The 26,627-nt window shown below is 74.5% G+C and carries 23 protein-coding genes; 18 read left to right on the plus strand and 5 right to left on the minus strand.

Annotation, left to right across the window (positions count from 1 at the left end):
• Nucleotides 1–23: 23 nt before the first annotated feature.
• Complete coding sequence (locus Q3W68_RS16835) at nt 24–1,475, minus strand: LVIVD repeat-containing protein (protein WP_302906330.1); 1,452 nt, start codon at nt 1,473–1,475, stop codon at nt 24–26.
• 138 nt (nt 1,476–1,613) lie between these two features.
• On the opposite strand from Q3W68_RS16835, the gene Q3W68_RS16840 reads away from it, so the two are divergent.
• The 5 genes from Q3W68_RS16840 to Q3W68_RS16860 all read left to right on the plus strand — a co-directional run bounded on the left by Q3W68_RS16840 (nt 1,614) and on the right by Q3W68_RS16860 (nt 7,638).
• Nucleotides 1,614–2,309 carry a DUF305 domain-containing protein gene (locus Q3W68_RS16840; RefSeq protein WP_302906331.1) on the plus strand — a complete coding sequence of 232 codons (696 nt, stop codon included), beginning with the start codon at nt 1,614–1,616 and terminating at the stop codon, nt 2,307–2,309.
• 50 nt (nt 2,310–2,359) lie between these two features.
• The gene (locus tag Q3W68_RS16845; RefSeq protein ID WP_302906332.1) at nt 2,360–3,577 is read left to right on the plus strand and encodes a sensor histidine kinase; all 1,218 of its coding nucleotides are present in this window, start codon (nt 2,360–2,362) and stop codon (nt 3,575–3,577) included.
• Complete coding sequence (locus Q3W68_RS16850) at nt 3,574–4,239, plus strand: response regulator transcription factor (protein ID WP_302906333.1); 666 nt, start codon at nt 3,574–3,576, stop codon at nt 4,237–4,239. The genes Q3W68_RS16845 and Q3W68_RS16850 overlap by 4 nt, the downstream gene beginning before the upstream one ends.
• 148 nt (nt 4,240–4,387) lie before the next feature.
• A complete protein-coding gene (locus Q3W68_RS16855) occupies nt 4,388–5,152 on the plus strand; it encodes an ABC transporter ATP-binding protein (protein ID WP_302906334.1) in 765 nt (254 codons plus the stop codon).
• 5 nt (nt 5,153–5,157) lie between these two features.
• Entirely contained in the window at nt 5,158–7,638 is a 2,481-nt protein-coding gene (locus Q3W68_RS16860; RefSeq protein WP_302906335.1) for an ABC transporter permease, read from the plus strand.
• Nucleotides 7,639–7,705: 67 nt separating this feature from the next.
• Here the strand turns inward: Q3W68_RS16860 and Q3W68_RS16865 are convergent, their stop codons facing one another.
• Complete coding sequence (locus Q3W68_RS16865; protein ID WP_302906336.1) at nt 7,706–9,094, minus strand: serine/threonine-protein kinase; 1,389 nt, start codon at nt 9,092–9,094, stop codon at nt 7,706–7,708.
• Between the two features lie 498 nt (nt 9,095–9,592).
• On the opposite strand from Q3W68_RS16865, the gene Q3W68_RS16870 reads away from it, so the two are divergent.
• The 8 genes from Q3W68_RS16870 (at nt 9,593) to Q3W68_RS16905 (ending at nt 16,638) form a co-directional block, all read left to right on the plus strand.
• Nucleotides 9,593–10,228: an RNA polymerase sigma factor gene (locus tag Q3W68_RS16870; protein ID WP_302906337.1), complete on the plus strand. Its 636-nt coding sequence runs from the start codon at nt 9,593–9,595 to the stop codon at nt 10,226–10,228.
• Nucleotides 10,229–10,247: 19 nt separating this feature from the next.
• Nucleotides 10,248–11,036, plus strand: coding sequence for a hypothetical protein (locus Q3W68_RS16875; protein ID WP_302906338.1), 789 nt, complete (start codon nt 10,248–10,250; stop codon nt 11,034–11,036).
• 156 nt (nt 11,037–11,192) lie between these two features.
• Nucleotides 11,193–12,428, plus strand: coding sequence for an ergothioneine biosynthesis glutamate--cysteine ligase EgtA (gene egtA / locus Q3W68_RS16880; RefSeq protein WP_302906339.1), 1,236 nt, complete (start codon nt 11,193–11,195; stop codon nt 12,426–12,428).
• Complete coding sequence (gene egtB, locus Q3W68_RS16885) at nt 12,425–13,732, plus strand: ergothioneine biosynthesis protein EgtB (RefSeq protein ID WP_302906340.1); 1,308 nt, start codon at nt 12,425–12,427, stop codon at nt 13,730–13,732. Before egtA ends, egtB begins: the two co-directional genes overlap by 4 nt.
• Before the next feature lie 9 nt (nt 13,733–13,741).
• Nucleotides 13,742–14,488, plus strand: a complete 747-nt coding sequence (egtC, locus tag Q3W68_RS16890) for an ergothioneine biosynthesis protein EgtC (RefSeq protein ID WP_302906341.1) — start codon at nt 13,742–13,744, stop codon at nt 14,486–14,488.
• A 32-nt stretch (nt 14,489–14,520) separates the two neighbouring features.
• Complete coding sequence (egtD, locus tag Q3W68_RS16895) at nt 14,521–15,486, plus strand: L-histidine N(alpha)-methyltransferase (protein ID WP_302906342.1); 966 nt, start codon at nt 14,521–14,523, stop codon at nt 15,484–15,486.
• Nucleotides 15,487–15,715: 229 nt separating this feature from the next.
• The gene (locus Q3W68_RS16900; RefSeq protein WP_302906343.1) at nt 15,716–16,303 is read left to right on the plus strand and encodes a TMEM165/GDT1 family protein; all 588 of its coding nucleotides are present in this window, start codon (nt 15,716–15,718) and stop codon (nt 16,301–16,303) included.
• Nucleotides 16,304–16,434: 131 nt separating this feature from the next.
• Nucleotides 16,435–16,638: a hypothetical protein gene (locus Q3W68_RS16905; RefSeq protein WP_302906344.1), complete on the plus strand. Its 204-nt coding sequence runs from the start codon at nt 16,435–16,437 to the stop codon at nt 16,636–16,638.
• Between the two features lie 53 nt (nt 16,639–16,691).
• On the opposite strand, the gene nhaA is transcribed toward Q3W68_RS16905, so the two are convergent.
• Together nhaA and Q3W68_RS16915 are read right to left on the minus strand one after the other, a co-directional pair.
• Entirely contained in the window at nt 16,692–17,993 is a 1,302-nt protein-coding gene (nhaA, locus tag Q3W68_RS16910) for a Na+/H+ antiporter NhaA (RefSeq protein WP_302906345.1), read from the minus strand.
• A gap of 162 nt (nt 17,994–18,155) precedes the next feature.
• A complete protein-coding gene (locus tag Q3W68_RS16915; protein WP_302906346.1) occupies nt 18,156–20,003 on the minus strand; it encodes a nucleoside-diphosphate sugar epimerase/dehydratase in 1,848 nt (615 codons plus the stop codon).
• Nucleotides 20,004–20,188: 185 nt separating this feature from the next.
• Between Q3W68_RS16915 and Q3W68_RS16920 the strand changes: the two genes are divergently transcribed.
• Nucleotides 20,189–21,637 carry a polysaccharide biosynthesis tyrosine autokinase gene (locus Q3W68_RS16920; protein WP_302906347.1) on the plus strand — a complete coding sequence of 483 codons (1,449 nt, stop codon included), beginning with the start codon at nt 20,189–20,191 and terminating at the stop codon, nt 21,635–21,637.
• Here Q3W68_RS16920 and Q3W68_RS16925 read toward each other — a convergent pair.
• On the minus strand, nt 21,618–22,178 hold the full coding sequence (locus Q3W68_RS16925; protein WP_302906348.1) for a low molecular weight phosphatase family protein: 561 nt from the start codon (nt 22,176–22,178) through the stop codon (nt 21,618–21,620). The two genes, Q3W68_RS16920 and Q3W68_RS16925, sit on opposite strands and share 20 nt — an antisense overlap.
• Before the next feature lie 144 nt (nt 22,179–22,322).
• Here Q3W68_RS16925 and Q3W68_RS16930 point away from each other — a divergent pair, with 144 nt between their 5' ends.
• From Q3W68_RS16930 to Q3W68_RS16945, 4 genes are all read left to right on the plus strand, one after another.
• The gene (locus tag Q3W68_RS16930) at nt 22,323–23,564 is read left to right on the plus strand and encodes a glycosyltransferase family 4 protein (protein ID WP_302906349.1); all 1,242 of its coding nucleotides are present in this window, start codon (nt 22,323–22,325) and stop codon (nt 23,562–23,564) included.
• Between the two features lie 102 nt (nt 23,565–23,666).
• Nucleotides 23,667–25,451 (plus strand): DUF4012 domain-containing protein, encoded by a 1,785-nt coding sequence (locus Q3W68_RS16935; protein WP_302906350.1) that lies wholly within the window; start codon nt 23,667–23,669, stop codon nt 25,449–25,451.
• Between the two features lie 13 nt (nt 25,452–25,464).
• Nucleotides 25,465–26,085, plus strand: coding sequence for a hypothetical protein (locus Q3W68_RS16940; RefSeq protein ID WP_091418035.1), 621 nt, complete (start codon nt 25,465–25,467; stop codon nt 26,083–26,085).
• A gap of 98 nt (nt 26,086–26,183) precedes the next feature.
• A complete protein-coding gene (locus Q3W68_RS16945; RefSeq protein WP_302906351.1) occupies nt 26,184–26,600 on the plus strand; it encodes a protein-tyrosine phosphatase family protein in 417 nt (138 codons plus the stop codon).
• Nucleotides 26,601–26,627: the final 27 nt, after the last annotated feature.

Below are 26,627 nucleotides of genomic sequence, written 5' to 3' on the forward strand. Positions count from 1 at the left end.
CGGGCCCGGCGGCGGTCAGCGGGTCACCAGCTCAGGTAACCGGCCTGGGTCTGCACGTTCAGCTCGGGCACCAGCAGGAACTGGGCCAGCCAGGTGCGCGGGTCACGCAGCTCCAGCACGTCCAGTCCCTTCTGGATGTCGCTGGAGTAGATGTGGCCGTTGTACCAGTAGGCCGACCAGGACCCGCCGGTACGCAGCTGAGAGGCGTCCAGCGGCCCGCGCTCCCAGTAGGCGATCTCCTTGGGCTTGCGCGAGTCGGTGAAGTCCCACACCGAGATGCCGCCCTGGTACCAGGCCTGGACCATGATGTCGCGGCCGGGCACCGGGATCAGCGAGCCGTTGTGGGCCACGCAGTTCTCCGTGTCCGTGTTGACGCGGGGGATCTTGTAGTAGCTGCGGAACTCCAGCTTGCGCGCGTCACCGCGGCCGGTGATGTCGTAGATGGCGTCCGCGCCGCGGTTCGGGCCGACCACCTCGTTGCAGGTGGCCGCGCCGCCGCCGCCCAGCTCGTCGGTGAAGACGACCTTGGTGCCGGCGTTGTTGAACGTGGCCGAGTGCCAGAACGCGAAGTTCTCCGCGTCGGTGACCCGCTCGATCACCCGGGGAGCCTCGCGGTTGGAGATGTCCAGCAGGATGCCGTCACCCATGCAGGCGCCCGCGGCCAGGTCCTTCGACGGGTACGCGGTGATGTCGTGGCAGCCGGTGGTGGCCGACGACTGGCCCGGGACGCCCGGGTAGCCGCCGTCCGGGAAGAGGTTCGGCGTGGCGACCACGGAGGCCGTGGTCGGGTTCTTCACCGGCACCTTGACGATGGAGATGGAGTCGTGGGGCGGCTGGCAGTCCGGGAACTCGGCACGCGGGCTGTACGAGGAGACGTACAGGTAGACGTTCCGCTTGTCCTTGCCGGGCACCAGCGTGTGGGTGTGCGAGCCGCACGCCGTCTCCACCGACTTGATGTAGCGCGGGTTGCGCTTGTCGCGGATGTCGAAGATCTTGATGCCCTCCCAGGACTCCTTCACCGACGCCGGCTGGGTGGCGCTGGCGCAGGAGTCGTCGCTGCGGGAGGAGTCGGTCGACAGGAACAGCAGGTTCCCGTGGACCGAGATGTCGTTCTGCGAGCCGGGGCAGAGCACCTGCGACACGATCGTCGGGCGGTTCGGGCGGGAGACGTCGTAGACGACGAACCCGTCGTAGTTGCCGACGAACGCGTACCGCCCCTGGAAGGCGATGTCGGTGCCGAGGGCGGCCGTGGTGTCGAACGGCGCCTGCTTGGGCAGGTTCGCCACCTGACGCAGGTTGGGGCTGCTGGAGATCTCGTCGACACCGGGGACGGCGTTGTCCACGGTGGCCGGCGCGGCCTGGGCGCGGGGGATCTCCTGGGCGCTGCTCGGGGGCGCGGTGAACACGCCGGCGAGCAGCAGGCCGGCGGCGGCCAGGCTGACGATCCGGATGCGGGACGTGCGGATGTTGATCATCGGCAACACCCTTCGAAAGGGGGTCATGATTCGCCACACCTTACCTATTGACGACGCCCATCAATGTGAGCTGGGTCACACTAGGGAACTTTCGTCTATGGATAGGATCGCTGTCACCTTGACCGGAGGAGGCGTCGTATGACCAGCCGGCAGGCGCGAGTGTGGGTGGGCGTCACAGCACTGGTGACCCTCGTGGTGGTCGGCGCGCTGACGCTGACCGGGCGCGACGACGCCCGTACCCCGGAGGCGGCCGGAACCGTCGCGGTGGCCGAGCCGAGCGCGAGCGCCGCCGGGTCGGCGCCACCGGTGGTGGTGCCGGGGCGGCCGGGGGAGCCCGCCGCGACACGGCCCGCCGAGCAGGTCCGGGGCGCCACCGCGCCGCGGTTCAACAGCCTCGACGTCTGGTACGTCCGGATGATGATCCCGCACCACGAGCAGGCACTGGAGATGGCATCGCTCGCGCCCGAACGCGCCGCCGACGCGCGGATCCGCGCCGTGGCCGAGCGGATCCGCGCCGCGCAGGGTCCGGAGGTGGGCCTGCTGCGCGCCTGGCTCAGCACGCGCGACCTGCCCGCCGACGTGCCCGGGCACGATCACGGCACCATGCGCGGGATGCAGTCCGCCGAGGCGATGCGGCGGCTCGCGGACGCGCGCGGCGCGGCGTTCGACAGGCTGTTCGTGCAGATGATGTCCGATCACCACCGGGGCGCGATCGTCATGTCCACCGACCTGCTGAAGGTCGGCGTCGACCAGCCGATGCAGGAGTTCGCCACCGCTGTCGCGGTCGAGCAGTCCGCCGAGATCGCCCGCATGCAGGCCCTCCTGGCCCCCTGACCTGGTAGCGGGACGGGGGAGGCCGGAGCGCGGGCCTAGGCTGGGGGACCGTGAACCGCCTGATCCTCGGTCGTCCGCTGCGGGGCGTCGCGTTCGACGCCGCCGTCTGCGGGCTCGTCGTGTTCTTCGTGCTGTCCGGGTACCTCGCCGGGCTGACCGGGCTCGCGGCGTCCGCGGTCGGTCTGGCGATGGCGGCGGCGCTGTTCTTCCGGCGTACCCACCCGTCGGTGGTGGGCGCCCTGGTGGCCGCGCTCGCGCTGGTCCAGGTGATCGCCGGCTGGGGCCCGCTCAGCTACGACGTCGCCGTCCTGGTCGCCCTCTACAGCGTGGTCAAGTACGCCGACCAGCTCCGCGACGGCATCGTGGCCGGGATCGTCGCGGTGATCGGCGGCGTGCTCGCCGCGCTCCAGTCGCCCGGCACCGGGCCCTGGTGGATGGGTGCGTTCTTCTACGCCCTGATCGTCGGCGCGGTCTGGCTGGCCGGACTGAACCTGCGGACCCGCCGGCTCTACGTGCTCAGCCTGGAGGAACGTGCCGCCACGCTGGAGCGGGAACGGGAGGCGGAGGCGCGCGCCGCCGTCGCCGAGGAACGCACCCGCATCGCCCGGGAGCTGCACGACGTGGTCGCCCACAGCATGGCCGTGATGATCGTGCAGGCGGACGGGGTGCGGTTCACGCTCGACCGGGACCCGGCCACCGCCCGGGAGGCGGCCAAGGTGGTGGCGGACACCGGCCGGGCGGCGCTGGAGGAGATGCGGCGGCTGGTCGGCGTACTCCGGGAACCCGACCGCCCGGAGTCGCCGCCGGCGGCGGACGAGCCGGCTGCCGAGCCGGCACACCGGCGACCCGCGCTGGTGGAGCTGCCCGCGCTGCTCGACCGGTTCCGTGCCGCCGGGCTGCGGATCACCTGCGGCGGCGCCGGCACGCCCCGGGTGCTGCCGCCCGGCCTGGAGCTGACCGTCTACCGGGTGGTGCAGGAGAGCCTGACCAACGCGCTCAAGCACGCGGGCGTCGGCGCGTCGGTGGAGCTGACGCTGGAGTGGGCCGCGGACGCCGTCGTGGTCCGGGCGGTGGACGACGGTGGCGGCGCTCCGGTGGTCCGGCCGGCGCCGTCCGGCGGGCACGGCCTGGTCGGCATGCGGGAACGGGTCGGGGTGTACGACGGCAGCCTCACCGCCGGCCCCACACTCGCCGGTGGCTGGCGGGTGCAGGCGCGGCTGCCACTGCCGGCAGCGGCCGGCACCGAGGAAGGGAGCGCGGCGGCGTGACCGTGCGGGTGATGATCGTCGACGACCAGGCGCTGGTGCGGGCCGGGTTCCGGATGGTGCTCGACTCCCAGCCGGATCTGGAGGTGGTCGGCGAGGCCATCGACGGCGCGGACGCGCTGCGGGTGCTGGACCGGGTCGAGGCCGACGTGGTGGTGATGGACCTGCGGATGCCCACCATGGACGGGGTGGAGGCGACCCGGCGGATCTGCGCCCGATCGGCCGGCGGCGGCCCGCGCGTGCTGGTGCTCACCACGTTCGACACCGAGGCCGACGCGTTCGCCGCGCTGCGCGCCGGGGCGAGCGGGTTGCTGCTCAAGAACGTGCCGCCGGAGGAGCTCATGGCGGCGATCCGGGTGGTGGCGCAGGGCGACTCGGTGGTGGCCCCGTCGATCACCCGGCGGCTGCTCGACCGGTTCGCCGGCCAGCTCGGCCCCGCACCGGCGGCGGACCCCCGGCTGGCCCAGCTCACCGAACGGGAGCGCGAGGTGCTGCTGCTGGTGGCGCAAGGGCTGTCAAACGCCGAGATCGCCGCCCGGGTGCACGTAGCGGAGGCGACGGTGAAGACCCACGTGGGCCGGATCCTGGCCAAGCTCCAGCTCCGCGACCGCGTCCAGGCCGTGGTGCTGGCGTACGAGAGCGGTCTGATCACGCCCGGCGGCTGACCGGACGTACGTCCCAGGTCGTACGGGTTCCCCCGGTGGGGGACGACCGTGGTCGCACCGAGGTCGAGCGCGCAGGTGGAGATCAACGAGCCGGTGCCGGACCTAGCGTCGGAAGGGTCTTCAGACCGTGTCCGACAGGAGCACCACCGTGTCCGCAACACCGACCACAGGCGTCGCCCTCGCCGCCCGCGCGCTGCGCAAGGAGTACGGCGCCGGGCAGTCCCGCGTCGTCGCGCTCGACGGCGTCGACCTCGACCTGGCCGCCGCCCGGTTCACCGCCGTCATGGGCCCCTCCGGCTCCGGCAAGTCCACCCTGCTGCACTGCCTCGCCGGCCTCGACCGGCCGACCGCCGGTGCGGTCCACATCGGTGACGCCGACCTGACGCGGCTCGACGACCGCCGGCTCACCTGGCTGCGCCGGGACCGGATCGGTTTCGTCTTCCAGAAGTTCAACCTGCTGCCCACGCTCACCGCGGAGGAGAACATCGTCCTCCCGCTGGCGATCGCCGGCCGCCGGCCGGACGCGGCGTGGCTGCGTCAGGTGGTGGCCGCGGTGGGCCTGACCGACCGTCTCGGGCACCGCCCGGCCGAGCTGTCCGGCGGGCAGCAGCAGCGCGTCGCGGTGGCCCGCGCGCTGATCACCCGGCCGTGGGTGATCTTCGCCGACGAGCCGACCGGCAACCTCGACTCGCGCTCCGGCGCGGAGGTGCTGCGGCTGCTGCGCGAGGCGGTGGACACGCTCGGCCAGACCGTCGTCATGGTCACCCACGACCCGGCCGCCGCCGCGCACGCCGACCGGGTGGTCTTCCTCGCCGACGGCCGGCTGGTCGACGAGCTGCACGAGCCGACGGTCGGCGACGTCCGGGACGCGCTCAGCCGGCTCGACCCGGCCGTGGCCCCGGCGGGGCGGTGAGCGGGATGCTGCGCCTGACCCTGCGCCAGGTCCGCGCCGACGGCCTGCGCCTGCTGCTGTCCTCGCTGGCGATCGTGCTCGGCGTCGCGTTCGTCGCCGGCACGCTGATGTTCACCGACGGCATGCGCGCCGGGGCGTACGAGCGGGCCGGTGAGTTCGACAGGCACACCGACCTGGCCGCGTACGCCGAGACCGATCCGCTGCCCCCGGCGCTCGTGGACCGGGTTCGCGCCGTCGACGGGGTGGCCGCCGCCGCGGGCGAGCTGACCGGTTCCGCCGGTGTGGTCGGCGCCGACGGCCGTCCCGTGCTCGGGTACGCCGTGCTCGCCGCGATCCCCACCGAGGCGGCCCTGCAGTCCTACGACGTGGTGGCCGGGCGGCTGCCGCAGCGCCCCGGTGAGGTGGTGCTGGACGCCGGGACCGTCGCCGAGCAGCGGTTCACGGTGGGCGGCCCGGTGTCGATCGGCGGCCGGGACGGCGCGGCCCGCCCGTACACACTGGTCGGTGCCGTCGACGTGGACGGCAGCTCCCGGGACGTCGGTGGCCCGTACATCGGGCTGACCGGCCCGGACGCGCTCACGGTCAGCGGCGAGAAGGGCTACGGCCGGATCATGGTGGCGGCGCGGCCCGGTGTGGACGTGGCGGCCCTGGCCGACCGGATCCGCGCCGTGGTGGGTCCGGACGTGACGGTCCGGGACCGGGACGCCGTCCTCGACGCGGCGGTCGACGACGCGGTACGCGACCTGCGGCAGTTCGGGATGCTGCTGGGTACGTTCGCGGCGGTCGCCGTGGTGGTGGCCGGCTTCGTGATCGCCAACACCTTCGCCATCGTGCTCGCCCAGCGCTCCCGGCGTACCGCGCTGCTGCGCCTGGTCGGCGCGACCCGGGGGCAGATCTACCGGGCCACGCTGTCCGAGGCGGCGGTGACCGGCCTGCTCGCCTCCGTGGTCGGAGTGCTGGCCGGCGCGGCGGTGGCCGGTGGCCTCGGCCTCCTGCTCGCCGGCACCGGCGCGCCGCTGGGCGGCGGGCTCACGCTGACCCCGCGTACCCTGCTGCTCTCGCTGGGGCTGGGGACGCTGCTCACCGTGGCGTCGGCCGCGCTGCCGGCCTGGCAGGGCACCCGGGTCGCCCCGGTGGCAGCGCTCACCGACGCGGCGATCAACCCGGTCCGCCCGGCCGGACGGATCCGGCTGGCGGTCGGCGCGCTGGCGCTCGCCGCCGGTGTGGCGGCGCTGGCCGGCGCCGGGGCCACCGGCCAGGTGGTGCTGGTCGCGGCGGGCGGCTTGCTGGCCTTCGGCGGCATCGTGGCGTTCGGCCCGGTGCTGGTACCGGCACTGGTACGGGTGCTCGGCGGGCCGTTGCGCGCGGCGTTCGGCGCCACCGGCGGGCTGGCCGTGTCGAACGCGGTACGCAACCCGCGCCGGGTCGCCGCCACCGCCACGGCCATGGTGATCGGCATCGGGCTGGTCTCGGCCTTCGTGGTCGGCGCGGCGAGCGTCAAGTCCGGTATCGAACGCGCGGTGGACGCCCGGATCGGGGTGGACTTCCTGGTCACCGGCATCGGCGGTGACCTGCCGGCCACGCTCGCCGGCGAACTGGCCGCCCGGCCCGAGCTGGGCGTGGTGCACGAGCAGCGCAGCCGGGTGGTCGGCGACGTGCAGCTGCGCGCCGCGCATCCGGCGCTGGTCCGGCGCACGTTGTCCGCCGTGGACGCCGGCGACCCGGCGGACCTGGGGCCGGGAGCGGTGCTGGTGCACCGGGAGCTGGCCGCGGCCCGGGGCTGGACGGCAGGTTCCACGATCACCCTCGCCGGGCGGCCGTTCCGGGTCGTCGCGGTGGTGGCCGACGAGGAGCCGGTCCTGGCGGGCAGCCCGGTGCCCGCCGGTCACCTCGTGGACGTGGTCGACACCGACTTCAGCGCCATGTTCCCCGCCGAGCGCGGCTATCTGGCCGAGGTGGACCCGGCCGCCGGGGTGAGCGTCGACGCGGCCCGGGCCGCTGTCGAGTCGGTGCTGGCCCGCTACCCGACGGTGAACGTGATGGACCAGGCCGCGTACAAGAAGATGCTCACCGGCACCGTCGACCTGGTGCTGGGGTTCGTCACCGCGCTGCTCGGCCTGGCCGTGGTGATCTCGCTGGTCGGGGTCGCCAACACGCTCAGCCTGTCCGTCGTGGAACGCACCCGGGAGACCGCGGTGCTGCGCGCGGTCGGGCTGAGCCGGGCCGGGATGCGGGGCGTGCTGGCGGTCGAGGCGGTGCTCACCGCGCTCGTCGGCACGCTGCTCGGCATCGCGCTCGGCACCGGGGCGGCGGCCGGGGCGATGGCAGTGGTCGCCCGCATCGGCGGCGACTTCACGCTGGTGCTGCCCTGGGGACGGATCGGGCTGATCGTCGCCGTGGCGGTGGTGGCCGCGCTGCTCGCCTCGGTCCTGCCGGCCCGCCGCGCCCTGTCCCGGCCGGTCGTGGCGTCGCTCGGCGCGGACTGACCGGCCGGTTCCGGACACGGACGAGCCGGCTCCGCCGCGGGCGGGGCCGGCTCGTGGGCGCCGTGGGTCAGGGCTGGGTGGCCTGTTGCCCAGTGGTGCCGTCGTCACCGCCGCCGCCTTCGGCTGGCGGCGTGCTCGGTGGGGTCGTCGTCGGCGTGACCGGTTCCGTGGTCGTCGGCGCGCTGGACGGCGTGCTGCTCGGCTCGTCCGTGGGGGCCGGCTCGTCGGTCACGCTCGGCTGGGCCGACGGGGTCGGGGAGGCGCTCGGCGTGGCCGAGGGCGTGGCCGACGGCCTACCGCCCGGACCGACCGGACGGTAGGTGTAGTCGTCGTCCGCCGACGGCTCGTCGACGACCGGCTCGGCGGCCCGGTCGCTCGGCGCCACCGCGGGCGCCGTCTTGTCGATCTTCGTAGCCGGTTCGGCGGTGTCGTTCGCGGCGGCCACCAGCGCACCCAGCGCGCCCATCGCCACCAGCACCGCGCCCAGCGCCCCGACGAGCGTGCCGCGCCGGCTCCGCCGCGGCGACGTCGCCACCGCGGCGCCCTGGCGGACCGCCGGCTGGTCGTCCCGCGACCGCGCCGGACCCGCCGCGCCGCGCAGCGCCACTGTCGCGTTCGGCGAGTCGGTGCGCGCGGCCCGCGCCGCGTCGGCCATCGCCGCCGCGGTCGGGTAGCGGTCGGCCGGATCCTTCGCCAGCGCCCGCGACACCAGTTCCCGGACCGCCGCCGGGATCTCCGCCGGCAGCTCCGGCGGCTCGTCGTCGAGATGGCGTACGGCCACCTGGAGCGGGTTGTCGCCGGTGAACGGCGGGCTGCCGGTGAGGCAGCAGTACGCGACGGCGCCGAGGGCGTACACGTCGGTGGCGCCCGAGACGGGCCGGCCCGCGGCCTGCTCCGGCGCCATGTAGAGGGCGGTGCCGGGCACCGCGTTCGTGCTGGTGATGCTCGTGACGTTGGTGGAGCGGGCCACGCCGAAGTCGACCAGGACCACGGTGCCGTCGTCCTGCACGAGCAGGTTGCTCGGCTTGACGTCCCGGTGGACGATGCCCCGGCCGTGCGCCGCGTGCAGCGCCTGCGCCACCTGGGCCACGATCGACATGGTCTCGGCGACCTCGAGGCACCCGGCCGACTCGATCCGCCGCGACAGCGGCTCACCGGCGACGAACTCCATCACCAGGTAGTCGGCCCGGCCGCCGCCGGGCAGGTCGTCCTCGCCGCAGTCGAAGACCTGGACCACGCCGGGGTGGCGCAGGGAGGCCATGATCCGCGCCTCGGCGCGGAACCGGGCGATGAAGTCAGGGTCGGACACCAGGGCGGGAAGCAGCACCTTCACCGCGACCGGACGACCGAGGACCAGGTCGGTGGCACGCCAGACGTCGCCCATGCCGCCGGTGGCGACACGGTCATCCAGGCGGTACCGACCGCTGAGTACGACGTCTGAGGACAGCACCCCCATACCGTACCCACAGCAGGCGCGAAGTATTTCCCGCGATATCCGTGGCCGTCCGGCCGGGCTGTTCGGCCGGGTGTCCGGCGACCGGGGCGCCGATCGGCTGATCGTGATCGACCCGGTACGATCGGCCAGAAAAGTCACGCGTCCCCGCGCTCGCGACCGCGCCGCACCGGCGTGGCCCGCTGCGGGGAGCGTCACGCCGGCACTCGGTGTTACCTCGACACGCCGGAAACAGGGGTAGACATTTCTCTCTGTTTTTCCGGCCCTCCATGCCTTGCCGACGCACCTTGCCCGTCCCGGTGTCGGCCCGACTCCCGGCCGCCCCCGGACGCCGGTACGGTATGTCCCGCCGACGCCCGATGCCGCGCGGCATCGTCCGAGGCGCACCGCACGCTCGTGCGCGTGCCTGATCAGCTCACCGGGGGGAGTGCGGATGGCGGTGTGGCCACTGGCTCCCGTTTGCGCCCGGCGTCCGGCTGCCACTGCGGCGGGACGGCGAGCGTGACGGCCGAACTGAACGAGGCGGTCGCCGGGGCGCAGGCGGGCGACGAGGAGGCGTTCCGGTTCCTCTACCGCAGCCTGCAACCCGCGTTGCTGCGCTATCTGACTGCGCTCGTCGGCGCCGACGCCGAGGACGTGGCCTCGGAGGCGTGGCTCCAGATCTCCCGCGACCTGCCGTCGTTCACCGGCGGCGAGTTCCGCGCCTGGGTGGTCACGATCGCCCGTAACCGGGCCATGGACCATCTGCGCCGACAGCGGCGGCGTCCCTCCGTGCCGGTGCCCGTGCAGGCGCTCAACGACCTGGCCGCCGACGCCGACACCGCCGACCGGGCCGGTGAGGCCATCGCCACCGAGAGCGCGCTGGCGCTGATCCGTACGCTGCCACCGGCCGAGGCCGAGGCGGTGATGCTGCGGGCCGTCATCGGCCTGGACGCGGAGACCGCCGGGCGGGTGCTCGGCCGGCGGGCCGGCGCGGTGCGTACCGCTGCGCACCGGGGCCTGCGCCGGCTGGCCGCGATGTTGGAGCGCTCGGCGGCGCAGGCCGCGCCGGACGATGCCCGGGACGCCGTCGCGCCGCGTCCCCGTACCGACCGCCAGGTGCCGCACGCGCCCGAGGCCGAGCCGGCGGAGGGCTGACGTGAGGGGAGACGACGGCATGCATGCTCGCCGGTCCGGCGGTCCCGCCGACCGGGCGGAGTCCGACCGCCTGCTCGACGCCGCGCGCGCCGGCACGCCGCCGGGGGCCGACGCCGACCCGCTGACCCGGCTGCTGTCCGCCGCCGCCGGACCGGCGGCCCCCGGCGAGGTGGCCGGGGAGGAGCGGGCGCTCGCCGCCTTCCGGGCGGCCCGCGCGGCGGCCGGGGCGGCCCCGGCCCCGGCGCCGGCAGCGGTGGCCGCGCCGCGCCCGCGCCGGCGCCTGCGGATCGCCGCCGCGCTGTCCGGGCTCGCCGCCACGGCGGTCGCCGGGGTGGCGTTCGCCGCCGTGCGGTTGGACCGCCAACCGGAGCCGGTGCTCCCGCCCGCGACGACGGCCGGGCCCAGCAGCGCCGGACCGACCGGCGACGGACCGACCGGCGACGGCCCGGCCGTCACCGGGCCGTCGCGGCCGGCTCCGAGCACCCCGGCCGGCGACGCGCCCGGCGCGACGTCGCCACCGGCTCCCTCGACGACGGCGGAGCCGTCCGGAACGCCGAGCGCCGCGGCCCGGCGACCCGCACCCCCGTCCGGCGGGGCGCAGATGGCCGGCCACTGCCGTGCCTACCTGGCCAAGCCGGAGCGGCAGCGGGAGAAGGTGCTCACCAAGCCGGGCTACGCCGACCTGGTCGCTGCCGCCGGCGGCCCGGAGCAGGTGGAGAGCTACTGCCGGAACCTCCTGGGCCTGCCCGCGGACGACCCGGGCGACGCGCCGGAGCCCTCGCACCCGGGCCCGGCGGCGGACGACTGAGCAGCCGCGCCGCAATCAGATTCCGGACAAAAATTCATCTCTCCGGGCACGCGGAACTCGTCTGCTAGACAGAGGATGGTGGGGCGGCGTCCCGTGCCGTCCCGGCCGGGCGCGTCGCGACGACGTCGTCGCCCATCGCCGAGGAGGAGCCGTCCCATGGTGATGTCGCCGGATCTGGACCGGGCAGTCGTCCTGGGAGACGAGGAGGCGGCCCGCGGCCACCTCGCCCGGATCTGCTTCAAGACCGGGCCACCGGCACTCGTCGGCGTCGAACTGGAATGGACCGTGCACGACGCCGCGGACCCGGCCCGGCCGGTCGACCGCGAGCGACTACGCGAGGCGCTGGGGCGGCACAGCCCCGTGACCCTCGACCCCACCAGTCCGGCCGACGAGCTCCGGCGCGGCGGCGCCGTGACCGTGGAGCCCGGCGGGCAGGTGGAGATCTCCGCGACACCGCGATCGTCGGTCGCCGCGCTCATCCTGGCCACCGAGGCCGACGTCGCCGAACTGCGGGCCCGGCTGGACGCCGCCGGCCTGGTGCTCGGCCGCAGCGGCATGGACCCCTGGCGCCTTCCCCGGCCGGTCGTGGAGACCCCGCGCTACCGGGCCATGCGGTGTGCCTTCGACCGCCGTGGCCCGGCGGGACGGGCGATGATGTACAGCACCGCCGGGCTCCAGATCTGCCTGGACGCGGGCGAGCCGGACCATCTGGCGCAACGGTGGGCGGCCGCGCACGCCGTCGGCCCGCCGCTGCTCGCCGCATTCGCCACCGCCGACCGGCACGCGGGGCGCCGTACCGGCTGGGCCTCCGCCCGGATGGCCACCTGGCTGGCCATCGACCCGGCGCGGACCCGCCCGGTCTGGTCGCCCGAGCACGCCGACGAGGACCCGGTGACGGCCTGGACCGGGTACGCGCTCACCGCGCCGCTGCTCTGCGTCCGCGGCGACGGCCCGGACTGGACCGCGCCGCCCGGTGTCACGTTCGCCGACTGGCTGGCCGGGGCGCTGCCCCGCCCGCCCACCACCGACGACCTGGACTACCACCTCAGCACGCTGTTCCCGCCGGTACGCCCGCGCGGCTACCTGGAGCTGCGCTACCTGGACACCCAGCCCGGCCCGGAGTGGACGGTGCCGCTGGCGGTGCTGGCGGCGATCTTCGCCGACCCGGCCACCACCCGGGACGCGCTGGCGGCGGCCACGCCGGTCGCCGACCGGTGGCGCGCGGCGGCCCGGTGCGGGCTGGCCGAGCGCCCGCTGGCGACCGCCGCGGCGGCGCTGTTCGACCTGGCCCTGGCCGCCCTGCCCCGGCTCGACCTGCCGGCCGGCATCCACGACGAGATCCAGCAAGCGATCCGGCGGCACCGCGCCGCCGCGGAGAGGGGACACCGGTGACCACCGCCGAGCGACTACGCGACCGCATCGCCGCGGAACTGGAGCGCACCCGGGCCCGTACCGCCCTGCTGACCGACGCGGTGGACGACGACGACCTGGTCCGGCAGCACTCCACGCTGATGTCGCCGCTGGTCTGGGACCTGGCGCACGTCGGCAACCAGGAGGAGCTGTGGCTGGTCCGCGACGTCGGCGGCCGCGACCCGGTGCGCCACGACATCGACGACCTCTACGACGCGTTCAAACAACCACGCAAGGACCGGCCGGCGCTGCCGCTGCTGCCGCCGGCCGAGGCCCGCGCCTACGTGCGTACGGTGCGGGACAAGGTGTTCGACCTGCTCGACGGCATCCGCTTCACCGAGCGTCCCCTGGTCGCCGACGGGTTCGCGTTCGGCATGATCGTGCAGCACGAGCAGCAGCACGACGAGACCATGCTCGCCACCCACCAGCTGCGCGCCGGCGCCCCGGTGCTCGACGCGCCGCCCCCACCGGAGCCCTGCGCCCGGGTCGGCGGGGAGGTACGGGTGCCGGCCGGGCCGTTCACCATGGGCACCTCCACCGACCCGTGGGCGCTGGACAACGAGCGCCCGGCCCACACCGTCGACCTGCCCGCGTACGTCATCGACGCCGCCCCGGTGACGAACGGGCAGTACCGGGCGTTCATCGCCGACGGCGGGTACGACGAGCCGCGCTGGTGGAGCGAGGCGGGCTGGCGGCACCGCGTCGAGGCGGACCTGAGCGCGCCGATGCACTGGCGGCGCGACGGGGACGGCTGGGCGTACCGCCGGTTCGGCCGCTGGTCGCCGGTGCGCGACGACGAGCCGGTGGTGCACGTCTGCTGGTACGAGGCGCAGGCGTACGCGGCGTGGGCCGGCAAGCGGCTGCCGACGGAGGCGGAGTGGGAGAAGGCGGCCCGCTGGGATCCGGCGACCGGCCGGTCCCGGCGCTACCCGTGGGGCGACGAGGACCCCACCACCGAGCACGCCAACCTGGGCCAGCGGCACCTCTGGCCGGCGCCGGTGGGCGCGTACCCGGCCGGCGCCTCGCCGCTGGGTGTGCACCAGCTCGTCGGTGACGTCTGGGAGTGGACCTCCTCGCCGTTCCGGGGCCACCCGGGCTTCACCGCGTTCCCGTACCGGGAGTACTCGGAGGTCTTCTTCGGCGACGACCACCGGGTGCTGCGGGGCGGCTCGTTCGGCACCGACCGGTCCGCCTGCCGGGGCACGTTCCGCAACTGGGACTACCCGATCCGGCGGCAGATCTTCAGCGGGTTCCGCTGCGCCCGTGACGCCGGACCGGAGGAGTGAGCCGGCCCGATGTGCCGTCACCTCGCGTACCTCGGTCCACCAGTGCTCCTGTCCAGCCTGCTGTTCGACCCGCCGTACGGGCTGCTGCGCCAGTCGTGGGCGCCGCGTGACATGCGCGGCGGCGGCACGGTGAACGCCGACGGCTTCGGCGTCGCCTGGTACCCGGACGGCGGCGACCCGGTCCGCTACCGGCGGGCCCAGCCGATGTGGAGCGACACGACGCTGCCGGAGCTGGCCGCCGTGACGCGCGTGCGGGCGGTGCTGGCCGCGGTCCGCTCCGCCACGGTCGGCATGCCGTTGCACGAGACCGCCGCGGCGCCCTTCGCGGAGGGGCGGTGGCTGTTCAGCCACAACGGCGTGGTGCGGGGCTGGCCGGACAGCCTGGTCCCGCTCGCCGCCGGCCTGCCCGTCCGCGACCTGGTCACGCTCGACGTGCCGACCGACTCGGCGCTGCTGTGGGCGCTGGTCCGGCACCGGCTGCGGGCCGGCGCGCCGCCGGAGGAGGCGGTGGCGGACACCGTCGCGGCGGTCGCCGCCGCCGCTCCCGGCTCACGGCTGAACCTGCTGCTCACCGACGGTACGACGGTGGTGGCGAGCACGGCCGGGCACGCGCTGTCCGTGCGCCGCGGCCCGGACTCGGTGCTGCTGGCGTCCGAACCGTTCGACGACGACCCGGCCTGGCGGGCCGTGCCGGACGGCCGGCTCGTGGTGGCGACCACGGGCGGGCTCGACGTGCGGGAGACGACCGCCGCCTGACGATCCGTACCCACCGCGAGAGAGGACACTCGATGAGCGCGGAGCCGCTGGAGATCCACCTGGAGCAGCAGGACCTCGACCGTGGGTTGCGGGAGGACGTACGGGCCGGGCTGGCCGCGACGCCGAAGTGGCTGCCGCCGAAGTGGTTCTACGACGCCCGGGGCAGCGAGCTGTTCGAGGAGATCACCCGCCTGCCGGAGTACTACCCGACCCGGGCCGAACGGGCGGTGCTGGCCGCGCACGCCGACGACGTCGCGGCGATGACCGGCGCGAAGACGCTGATCGAGCTGGGCTCGGGCTCGTCGGAGAAGACCCGGCTGCTGCTCGACGCGTTCACCCGCCACGGCGACCTGGGCACCTTCGTGCCGCTGGACGTCTCGGTGAGCGCGTTGCGGTCGTCCACCGAGCAGATCGCGGCCGCGTACCCGGGGCTGCGGGTGCGGGGGATCGTCGGCGACTTCACCCGCCACCTGGACCGGCTGCCCACCGGCGGCCGGCGGCTGGTGGCGTTCCTCGGCGGCACGATCGGCAACCTGCTGCCGGTGGAGCGGGCCGAGTTCCTCACCGCGATGCGCGCGGCGCTGGAGACCGGCGACTGGCTGCTGGTCGGCACCGACCTGGTCAAGGACCCGGGTGTGATCGTGCCCGCCTACGACGACGCGGCGGGCGTGACCGCCGAGTTCAACCGCAACGTGCTCCGGGTGATCAACCGCGAGCTGGGCGCGGACTTCGACGTCGACGCGTTCCGGCACGTGGCGGTCTGGGACCCCGAGCGGGAGTGGATCGAGATGCGGTTGCGCGCCGAGCACCCGGCCCGGGTGCGGGTCCTGGACGCCGACGTGGTGTTCGCCGCCGGTGAGGAGCTGCGTACCGAGGTGTCGGCCAAGTTCCGGCCGGAGGGCGTCGCGGCAGAGCTGACCGCCGCCGGGTTCGACCGGCGGGCGTTCTGGACCGACCCGGACGGGCTGTTCGGGGTGAGCCTGGCCCGGGCCGACTGAGCGCCGCCGCGGCCCCGCCCGCACCCGGTGACCGGGTCCGCCGGTGATCGGCTAGGCTGGGCGGCGCGAAGGGGAGTAGCCCCCAATGTCGTGGTCGACACACTGGTGCGTTCCGCATCCGGCCACGCGGCCCCGGTCCCCGGGGCGGGCGAGACCTTCGACTCAGGCTGTCGCAGCCGGGTCGAGGGCGCCCCCGTTCCTCCTCCCGGCTTTGATCGGGAAGGTTCACATGGAGGGTTTCCTCGTCGCGCTGGTGGTCAGCTTCGGCGTCATCTTCGTCGCCGAGCTGGGTGACAAGTCCCAGCTCATGGCATTGACGTTCGCCACGCGGTTCAAGCCGGTGCCGGTGCTCATCGGCATCACGATCGCCACCGCCGTCGTCCACCTGGCCTCGGTGGCCATCGGGTACGGCCTGAACGCCGCCCTGCCCACCGACTGGATCTCGCTGATCGCCGGTCTGGCGTTCCTCGGCTTCGGCGCCTGGACGCTGCGCGGGGACAAGCTGACCGAGGAGGAGAAGCGCAAGGCCGAGCGCGGCGGCCGGTCCGCGGTCATCGCCGTGGGTGTGGCGTTCTTCCTGGCCGAGCTGGGTGACAAGACCATGCTCGCCACCATCACGCTGGCCACCAAGTACGGCTGGTTCGGCACCTGGCTCGGGTCGACGCTCGGCATGGTGGCCGCGGACGCGCTGGCGATCCTGGTGGGCCGGATGCTCGGCCGGCACCTGCCGGAGCGGGCCATCCGCTACGGCGCGGCGGTGCTGTTCGCCATCTGCGGCCTCTGGCTGATCTTCGAGGCGGTCTCCGAGCTGACCTGAGCGGAACCGACGTGAGTGGCGCGGTGGCGCCCGATGATCGGAGAGCGCTCCGGTGGGTAAGTAGCCCGGGTGAGCGCCGTGGCGGTGACCGCCCGGCGGAGGACGAATCGCACGACCGGGAGGTTCCGCCCATGAGCAGGCACGACGAGCCCAACGAGTACGGCTTCGCCGGGGGCGCCACCGCGCCGGAGCCGCCGCCGGGCGGGCGTGAGGACGAGCTGGACCGCGCCGAGGAGGTGGCCGTGCCCGGTGACGACCTCACCGGCCCGGCCGCCGAGGCGCTCGAGGAATCGGAGCCCAAGCGCGAGCCGCGCCCGGCCGAGCGACGGCGCTGAGGCGTACCGCCGCGCGGCGGGCGTGACCGTGTGGTCACGCCCGACGCACCGGTTCAGGCCGGGCCCTCCTGGTAGACGTCCGGCACGCCGTCACCGTCGGCGTCCCGGCTCTCCCGTTCGCTGATCCGCCGGTAGACCCGGTTGCGCCGGACCAGCACCACCGAGGCGAGCAGGGCGGAGATCAACGAGCCGAGCAGCACCGCGACCTTGACGCCGTCCTCCTCCGGGCTGCCGGCGCCGAACGCCAGCTCGCCGATGAGCAGCGACACGGTGAAGCCGATGCCGGCCAGCAGCGCCAGCCCGAGCAGGTCGGCCCAGGTGATCTCCTCGTCCAGCTCGGCCCGGGTGAACCGGGCGAGCAGGTACGTCGACCCGAACACGCCGATCACCTTGCCGAGCACCAGCCCGGCGGCCACCGCGATCACCACCGGGTTGGCCAGCACGCTGCCCACGTCCACGCCGACCAGCGTCACCCCCGCGGCGAAGAAGGCGAAGACCGGCACGGCCAGGCCGGCGGAGACCGGCCGCCAGCGGTGCTCCAGCCGCTCGGCCAGGCCGGGCGCGCCGTCGCGGCCGCGCAGCACCGGCACTGTGAAACCGAGCAGCACGCCCGCCACCGTGGCGTGCACGCCGGATGCGTGCACCAGCGTCCAGGCGGCCACCGCCAGCGGGATCAGCGCCCACCACCAGGTCCGCCGGCGCTGCACGAGCAGCCCGAACGCGGCGATCGGCAGCAGTGCGCCGAGCAGCGGCAGCGGCTGGAAGTCGGCGGTGTAGAACACCGCGATGATGGTGATCGCGAACAGGTCGTCGACCACCGCGAGGGTGAGCAGGAACGCGCGCAGCCCCTGCGGCAGGTGGGAGCTGACCACGGCGAGCACGGCGAGCGCGAAGGCGATGTCGGTGGCGGTGGGGATGGCCCATCCGCGCAGGCCGGCGCCGCCGGCGCCGAGTGTCACCGCCAGGTAGATCAGCGCGGGCGCGATCATGCCGCCGAGCGCGGCGATCACTGGCAGCGCCGCGCGCCGCGGGTCTCGCAGGTCACCGGCGACGAACTCGCGCTTGAGCTCCAGCCCGACCACGAAGAAGAAGATCGCCAGCAGCCCGTCGGCGGCCCAGGTGCGCAGGTCGAGGTCCAGGTGCAGGCCGGCGCCGCCGGGCCAGGGCACCCAGTGGCTCAGTTCGGCGTACGCGGCCCGCCACGGCGAGTTGGCCCAGATCAGGGCGAGCACCGCACCGAGCAGCAGCAGGCCGCCGCCGACCGTCTCGGTGCGCAGCACGTCGGCCAGGAAGCGGGCCTCCGGCCAGGAGCGGCGGGACAGCAGGCGGGACCGGTGCGGGGTGTGCTCGGGCATGCGGCGTCCGTTCGGAAGCTGGGGTCGGCGGAACCATCGCCGACCAGGCTTCCCGGCACACCGGGACCAACCCTAACGGGCGCCGCCACCGGCGGCGAGCCGAGCCGTGCCGATGGGACGCCCGTCTCATCACGTGGTCGGGGCGTCCCATCCGCCGACGGGTCAGCGTTGCCCGGGCAGCGCCGGCAGGGACACCGCGGCCGGGTCGCAGAAGGCGGCCATCCGCTTGATCAGCTCGTCCGGGTCGGCGTACGGGTCGAGCCCGCGGATCTCGTCCGGGTCCAGCTCGGGCACCGGGACGTGGGAGATCAGCGGGTGCAGCGGCCGGCTGTCCACCTCGTCGGCGCCGAACAGGTGCTCGTGCAGCTTCTCGCCCGGGCGCAGACCGGTGAAGACGATCTCCACCGGGCGGTCCGCCTCGGCGGCCAGCCGCCGCGCCACGTCGGCGATCCGGACCGGCTCGCCCATGTCGAGCACCAGCGCCTCGCCGCCCCGGCCGATCGTCGCGGCCTGGAGCACCAGGTGCACCGCCTCCTGCACGGTCATGAAGTAGCGCGTCACGTCGGGGTGGGTGACGGTGATCGGCACCCCGGCCCGGATCTGCGCCTGGAACGCGGTGAGCACGGAGCCGCGGCTGCTGAGCACGTTGCCGAACCGGACGCTGAGGTACCGCCCGTTGAGCCGCTGCGCGTGGTACGCGGTGAGCCGCTCGGTGATCCGCTTGGAGTAGCCGAGGACGCTCGCCGGGTTGGCCGCCTTGTCGGTGGAGATGTTCACGAACTCGGCCACGTCCCGGCACGCCTCCAGCACGTTCAGCGTACCCATGATGTTGGTCTTGATCGCCTCACCCGGATGGCGCTGGAGCAGCGTGAGGTGCTTGAGCGCCGCGGCGTGGAACACCACGTCGGGCTGCCGGTCGGCGATCACCCGGGCGATGCCCTCGGCGTCGCGGATGTCGGCCAGGATCAGCTCCGGCCCGTCCAGCAGGGCTCGGCCGTGCAGGGACATCTGCAGGGCGTGCAGCGCGGACTCGTCCCGGTCGAGCATCATCAGCTCGTCGGGCTCGCAGCGGGCGATCTGGCGGCACAGCTCCGAGCCGATCGAGCCGCCGGCGCCGGTGACGAGCACCCGGCGCCCGGCCAGCCCGCCGCGCTCGACGCTCAGCTCGGCCACCCGGTGCGCGCGGCCCAGCAGGTCGGTGAGCTGGAGGTCGCGGACGTCGGTGGCAGCCACCGGGCGGTCGAGCACCTCGCGTACCGGTGGCAGGACCTTGAACGCCGCCCCGGCCTCCAGCGTGCGGGTGCGCACGTCGCGCAGCAGCTGCGGGTCGGAGCCGCTCATCGAGAAGATGACGGTGCTCGCCCGGGTGGCCCGGACGGCGGCGGCGATCTGCTCCCGGCCGCCGAGCACGCGCAGCCGCTCCAGCCGCAGGCCGCGGCTGTCGGGTGCGTCGTCGAGCAGGCCCACCGGCCGGTAGCTGCTGTCCGGGTCGTGCAGCAGCACCCGGACGAGCCGCTCGCTCGCGGCGTCCACGCCGTAGATCAGGCAGCGCTCGGCGTGTCGTGCCGCGGGCGGCCGGCGGTCGGCGTGCGCCCGCCAGAGTCCCCGGGCGCCCGCCATCACCACGAGCGCCACCGCGCCGCCGACCAGCGGCGTGCTGGCCGGGACCGGGTGCTGCGTCCACGGCAGGACGGCGACGAATCCGGCGGCGGTGACGAGCGCGACGGTGACGGCCAGGCCCTGCGCGTCGCCGGCGCTGCCGATCGGATACCGGCCGTAGAGCCGGGACCGCAGCAGCGTGAGCGCGGCGTACAGCGCGGCGCAGGCCAGCGCCAGGCCGAGCGTACGGGCGCTGGCGGCGGCGGTGAGGTCGAACTCGTACCGCGTCCAGGCCGCGCCGAGAAATCCTCCGCACCACGCGGCCGTGTCCAGCGTTAACAGGGAAAGGGTGGCGGCGCGGTGGGTGATCCGGCCGGGCGGTCGAACGGCTGTGATCGCGTCACGATCCATGGGCTGCCCTCTGTGTCCTATCCGTATTGAAAGGAATAGACCGTCTGTGCCTGTTCGGTCGTTTACTGTCGTCCAGTCACGTAACGTCGTGAATAGGCGATTCGATCCTGGCACGGCGACTGGGGTTTTTAGGGGGCTTTCGTGCAGTTTCATCGGCAGACCGGCGTGTCGCGAGGGGGAGCGTGATGGACGTTCTCGGCTACCTGCGCCTGGTCCGACGCCACTGGTGGATCGTGCTGGTGACGGTGATGCTCGGCCTGGGCACCGCCGCGCTGGTGACGGTCCGGACGGCGCCTCGGTACGAGGCCTCGGTGACGTTCTTCGTCACCACGCCCAGCCAGGGGGTCACCGACGCCTACCAGGGCAGCCTCTTCCTCCAGCAGCGGGTGAAGTCCTACGGTGACCTGCTCACCAGCGACCGGCTGGCGCAGAGCGTGGTCGCCGACGCGCCGCTCGGCCTCACCGCCGACCAGGTGCGCAGCCGGATCCACACCACCGCCACGGCCGGTACGGTCCTGCTCAAGGCGACGATCACCGACACCGACCAGACCCGGGCGTTGAAGACCACCGAGATGCTCGCGACCAAGTTCACCGAGCTGGTTCGCAAGGTGGAGACGCCGCCGGACGGCAAGGCCCCGCCGATCAAGATCGAGGTGGTCAGCGGTCCCCGTGTCACCTCCAACCCGGTCTCGCCGCAGCCCACCCGCAACCTGGTCCTGGGCGGTCTGCTCGGCCTGCTGGCCGGCGTCGGCCTGGCCGTGCTGCGCGGAGTGGCCGACGTCCGGATGCGCGACGGCGCCGGGCTGCAACGGGTCACCGGCAGTCCGCTGCTCGGCGAGATCCCCTACGAGACCGGCGCGCGCTCGGCGCCGCTGATCGTCGGCGACGCGGCCACCTCGGCCCGGGCCGAGGCGGTCCGCAAGCTGCGGACCAACCTGCGCTTCGTGGACGTGCACGAGCCGGCCCGGGTCATCGCGGTGACCAGCGCGCTGCAGGGCGAGGGCAAGACCACGATGGCCTGCAACACCGCCATCGCGCTGGCCGAGGCGGGCTGGCGGGTGCTGCTGCTCGACGCCGACCTGCGCCGCCCCAAGGTCGCCGACTACCTCGGGCTCGACGGCGGCGTCGGCCTCACCGACGTGCTGGTCGGCGACGTCCAGGTCGGTGACGTGGTGCAGCGCTGGGGCGAGAAGTCCCTGCTGGTGCTGCCCAGCGGCGCCACCCCGCCCAACCCGAGCGAGCTGCTCGGTTCCAAGTCCATGGCGGACCTGCTGGTCGCGCTGCGGGACTCGGCGGACATCGTGGTCATTGACACCGCGCCACTGCTGGCGGTCACCGACGGCGTGGTGGTGGCCGTGCAGGCCGACGGCGCGCTCCTGGTCACCCAGCAGGGGCGTACCTCCCGCAGCCAGGTCGCGGCGGCGGCGCAGGCGCTCAGCTCGGTCTCGGTGCGCCTGCTCGGCTGCGTGCTCAACATGGCCAAGGTGGCCAAGTCGGACGCCTACCAGTACGAGGCGTACAAGGTGGTCGTGCCGCCCGCGGCGCCCTCCGTGCCGGCCGACCGGGCCGACGCCCGCCGGGGCGCGAAGGCCGTGGGCGACCGGACGCAGGAACTCACCCGGCTGTCGCGATGAGCGCGAGCACGGGCCGGATCGACCGCTCGATCTCCTCGGCGCAGCGCCGGAAGTCGGCCGGCGAGCCGCCGATCGGGTCGCGCAGGTCCTCCGCGTCGGGGGCGGCGGGTTGCAGCCGCCCCCGGGCGCGGACCGCGGCCGACACCGCGGCCCGCAACGGCGTGCCCGCGTCCGCCTCCGCCTCGGCGGGGCGGGCCTCGGCCGCCAGCCGGGCGAACTGCCGCAGCGTGAACGTCCGGGTCAGCGCCGCCGGCGCCAGCGCCGTGCAGGCCGAGCGTTGCCGGCGGGTAGCGGTCAGCACCAGCGCCGCACCGGTCAGGTGCTCCGGGCGCAGCCGGCGGGTCCGGAAGGCCGCCGGGTCCGCGCCGGTGGCCGCGGTCACCTCGACCGCGTACGGGTGCATCGCCGCCCCGTCGATCGCGTCGGTCCCCGCGCTGGCCACCGCCAGCGGCAGGCCGGCCAGCATCCGGCGGGCGATGAACTCCGCCATCGGTGACCGGCACATGTTCGCGTGGCAGACGAAGAGCACCTCGTCGACCATCTGCACCCCTCTCGTCGGCGCGGTCGCGACGGAGGGTGCCGCGACGGCGTTCTTCCGGCGGTCGCGGCCGGACGCAGAGGGGATGCGGGAATCGTACGCGGTGCGGCGCCCGGCCGTCCGGAAAGCCGCGCCGGGAGAGCGGTCATGAGGGTCGGCATCCTCACCTACCACTTCCCGCCGGAGCCGGCGTTCGTCCCGGGCAGCCTGGCCGAGGAACTGGTGGCCCGGGGCCACGAGGTACGGGTGCTCACCGGCTTCCCGGACTACCCGGGCGGCCACGTGTATCCCGGCTGGCGGCAGCGCTGGCGGCACCAGACGCACAGCGAGCGGCTGACCGTGCGCCGGGTGCCCCGGTACGCCGCGGGCGACGGTTCCGCCCGTGCCCGCACCGCGACCTGGCTGTCCTTCGCCGGCAGCGCCGCGCTGGCCGGCCGGGGCCTGCTGCGCGACGTCGACGTGCTCTACGTCTACGGCCACCCGGCGGTCACGTTCGCCGCCACCGGGCTGCTGCGGCTGCTCGGCCGTACGCCGGCCGTGCTGCACGTGCAGGACGTGTGGACCGAGCGGGACGGGCGCGCGGAGCGGGACAGCGGGTGGCCGGCGCGGCTGGGGGCCGCGACCCGTCGCCTCTACCGGGAGGCGGCAGTGGTGGCGGTCGGTTCGCCGTCCATGGCGGATCTGGTCCGCGCCGGTGGGGCAGACCCGGGCCGGGTGCGCACGGCGCCGAACTGGACCGACGAGCGCATCTTCCGCCCCACCCAGGCCGGCCCGGCGGTGCGGCGGCTGGTCCGCCGGGACGACCGCTGCGTGGTGATGCACGCCGGCACGATCGGCGCGCGCCAGGATCTGGAGACGGCGGTCCGCGCGGCGGCGGCGCTCGGCGACCGGATGGACCTGGTGCTCGTGGGATCGGGCCCACAGGAGCGGCGGGTGCGGGGGCTCGCCGCCGACCTCGGCGCGGAGAACGTCCGGTTCCTGGAACGACGGTCCGCCGTGGACATGCCGCAGCTCTACGCCGCCGCCGACTACCAGCTCGTGGCCCAGCGCGACCTGCCGGAGCTGCGCGGCCGGGTGCCCGGCAAGCTCCAGGCCGCGCTGTCCTGCGCCGCGCCGGTGGTCGCCTCCGCCGCGGGGGAGACGGCGGAGGTGGTGGAGCGGGCCCGTGCCGGTCTGTCCTGCCCGCCGGAGGACTGGGCGGCGCTGGCCGACCGCTTCTGGCTGGCTGCCGCCATCCCACCGGCCGCCCGGCTCGACATGGGCAGGCGGGGCCGCGACGCGTACCTGCGGGACATGTCGATGCGGGCCGGTGTGGACCGGATCGAGGCGCTGCTGCACGAGGCGGCCGAGCAGACGCCGAACCGAACAAAACTCGCACACAGCACCTAATTCATCAGAGTGTCGAATAACGCCTCGAACAGGCACTTTCTCGTGCTAAAAAGCACTCGATCGCGAATTGTGTCCGATTCGACCGACACGTAGGGGGAATCCGTGACCGGACCTGGTGCCACGCCCGTCCGGCGGCGCCGCTCGCGCCGGCGCCGGCGCGCTCGGGTCCGCCGGATCCTGCTGACCGGCCTGGTCGTCGTGTCGGTGCTGCTCAGCGCCGGCGGCTGGGTCGCGTTCCGGGGCTGGCAGGCCCGCGCCCATCTGGTCAATGCCGCCGGACTGGCCCGGGAACTCAGCGCCCAGGTGCTCGACGGCGACGTGGCCCGGGCCCAGCGCACGCTCGCCGCGTTGCAGGAGCAGGCCGCCGCCGCGCGCGGAGAGACCGGGGACCCGGTGTGGTGGGTCGGCCAGCAGACCCCGTACGCGGGGAACAACCTCGCCGCGGTACGGAAGATCTCGGTGGCGGTGGACGACCTGGCCCGGCTCGCGTTCCCCACGCTGCTGCGCGTCGACCTCGCCTCGCTGGTGCCGAAGCAGGGCAAGCTGGACCTGGCCCGCCTGCGCGCCGTCTCGGCCGAGGTCTCCGCGGCCGACCAGGCGGTGCGCACGACCGCCGACCGGCTGCGGAAGGTGCCCACCGGCGACCTCGTGACCCAGGTACGCGACGCGGTCACGGCGCTGCGCACCGAGCTGGACCAGCTCGGCCAGCTGACCTCGGCGGCTGATCGCGGCGCGCGGCTGCTGCCGCCACTGCTCGGCGCGGACGGGCCGCGCAGCTATCTTCTGGTCTCGCAGAACCCGGCCGAGCTGCGCGCCACGGGCGGCATGTTCGGCGCGTACGCCGTCCTGCGCGCCGAGGGTGGACGGATTCGCCTCGTGAAGCAGGGCAGCTCTTCCGACCTGCGGTTCTTCGACCCGCCACTCAAGGTCGACGCGGAGGCGCAGCGGCTCTGGGGCGACCTGCCGGGCGTCTATCCGGCGGACGTGAACCTCAACCCGGACTTCCCGGCCGCCGCCGCGCTCTACCGGGACATGGTGCGTCGCCGGACCGGCACCACGGTGGACGGCGTGCTGGCGGTGGACCCGGTGGTCCTGTCGTACCTGCTCGGCGTGGTGGGACCGGTGAACGTGCCGGACGGGCCGTCGCTCGCCGCCGCCACCGCCGTACGCACGCTCCTCAGTGACTCGTACCGGGACCTGGACACGAAGGACCAGGACGAGTACTTCACCAAGGCGGCCTCGGGCGTCTTCGACACCCTGTTCACCAAGACGGTCGACCCGCGTGCACTTTTGACCGTTTTTACCCGTTCAATCAATGAACGTCGGATATTGTTCTGGAGTGTCCGATCTGAGGAGCAACGCGCACTGGCCGGCAGCCGGCTGGCCGGTCAGCTCCCGGAGAAGGACTCCGTGCCGACCGTCGGCGTGTTCCTCAACGACGGCAGCGGCGCGAAGCTCGGCTACTACCTCAGGTTCTCGGCCACCGTGACGGTCGGCGAATGCCACCCGGACGGGCGCCGCGAGCTGCGGCTGCGGGTCACGGTGCACTCCACCGCCCCGAAGTCGGGCCTGAGCAAGTCGGTCACCGGACTGGCTCTGGCCGGCGACAAGTACACCGCACGCACCTTCGTCTCCGTGCACACGCCCACCGGCGGCGCGGTCCTCACCGGCCGGCTTGACGGACGGGACACCGCGATGGGCAGTGGCACGGACGGCCGCCGCCAGGTGGCGGTGGCGAAGGTCGAGGCCCGCCCGGGGCAGACCCGGACGCTCGACGTCACGGTGCTCACCGGCAAGACCGGCGCCGGGACGGCCGAGCTGGTGCACACGCCCACCGTCACCCCATGGACCACCCAAGTAGTCAACGCACCAAGCTGTGAACAGTAGGAGGGAATCCATCATGCGGCTATCCCGCATCATCATGGCGCTCACGGTGGGCCTGGCCGTAGCGGCCGTGCCGACCGCGGCCGGGGCGGCGCAGCCGCAGCCCCCGGTCTACCCGCCCGAGGTCGCGTCGCTGACCGTCTCACCGACCACCATCCGGCTCGGCGAGACGTTCACCCTGCGGGGCTCGAACTTCGCGCCGAACGAGACGGTGCGGATCGACGTGGCGATCTCGGGCCTGCCCGCGGCCGCCCCGGCCGAGGGGACCGCGCGGCGCAGCGACGGCAGCACGGTGGCGATGGCGCCCGTCGCCTACACGCCCAACCGCGCCCAGCCTCAGCCCGCGCCGACCACGTTCACCGTGACGGCCGACGCCAACGGCAACTTCACCGTCACCTACCGGCCGACCCGGCCGGGTCGGTACACGTTCACCGCCACCGGCCTGACGTCCGGGCGGATCGCGAGCGCCACCGGCACCGTCCTGCCGCCGCGGCCGACCAAGTCGCCGCACCACGGCGGTCTGCCGGTGACCGGTGACAGCATCGGCACGCCGCTGAAGCTCGGTGGGGGCCTCGCCGCCGCCGGTGCGGTGCTGCTGCTGGCGTCCATGGCCTGGCGCCGTCGTCGCCTCGGCTGATCCGGGGCGCGCCGGGGACGACCCGGCTCGATCGTGAGTGCCCGCCGGACCTCGTCCGGCGGGCACTCACGTGTCCGGGTGACACGACACAATGAGCCATGGACGCGACACCGTGGACCGATCAGGCCGGCCTGCTCACGCTGCCCGGGGGTGCCACCGTACGCGGACGTAGGGTCGCCGGGCCCGCCTCGCCCGCCGACTTCGCCCTGCTGCTGGCGCCCGGTCCGGAGCCGGAGTGGCCGGCCCGGCGCGTCCGCTGGCCCGACTTCTGGATCCCGTCCGACCGCGCCGACGCCCTGGACGCGCTGCGGGAGGCGCGGCGGCGCGCGTACGCGGGGGAGCGGGTCGAGGTGGCCTGTCACGGCGGCGTCGGGCGCACCGGCACCGCGCTGGCCGCGCTCGCCGTGCTGGACGGGCTGCCGCCCGCGCGGGCGGTGGCCTGGGTCCGGTCCCGCTATCACCGGCGCGCGGTGGAGACGCCGTGGCAGCGGTGGTGGCTGCGAGGCGTGCGCTGACACCCGCGCCGGTCACCGCACGGGGCC

This window comes from Micromonospora sp. C28ISP2-4 (assembly GCF_030519385.1).
GTDB classification, from domain to species: Bacteria; Actinomycetota; Actinomycetes; order Mycobacteriales; family Micromonosporaceae; genus Micromonospora; species Micromonospora tulbaghiae.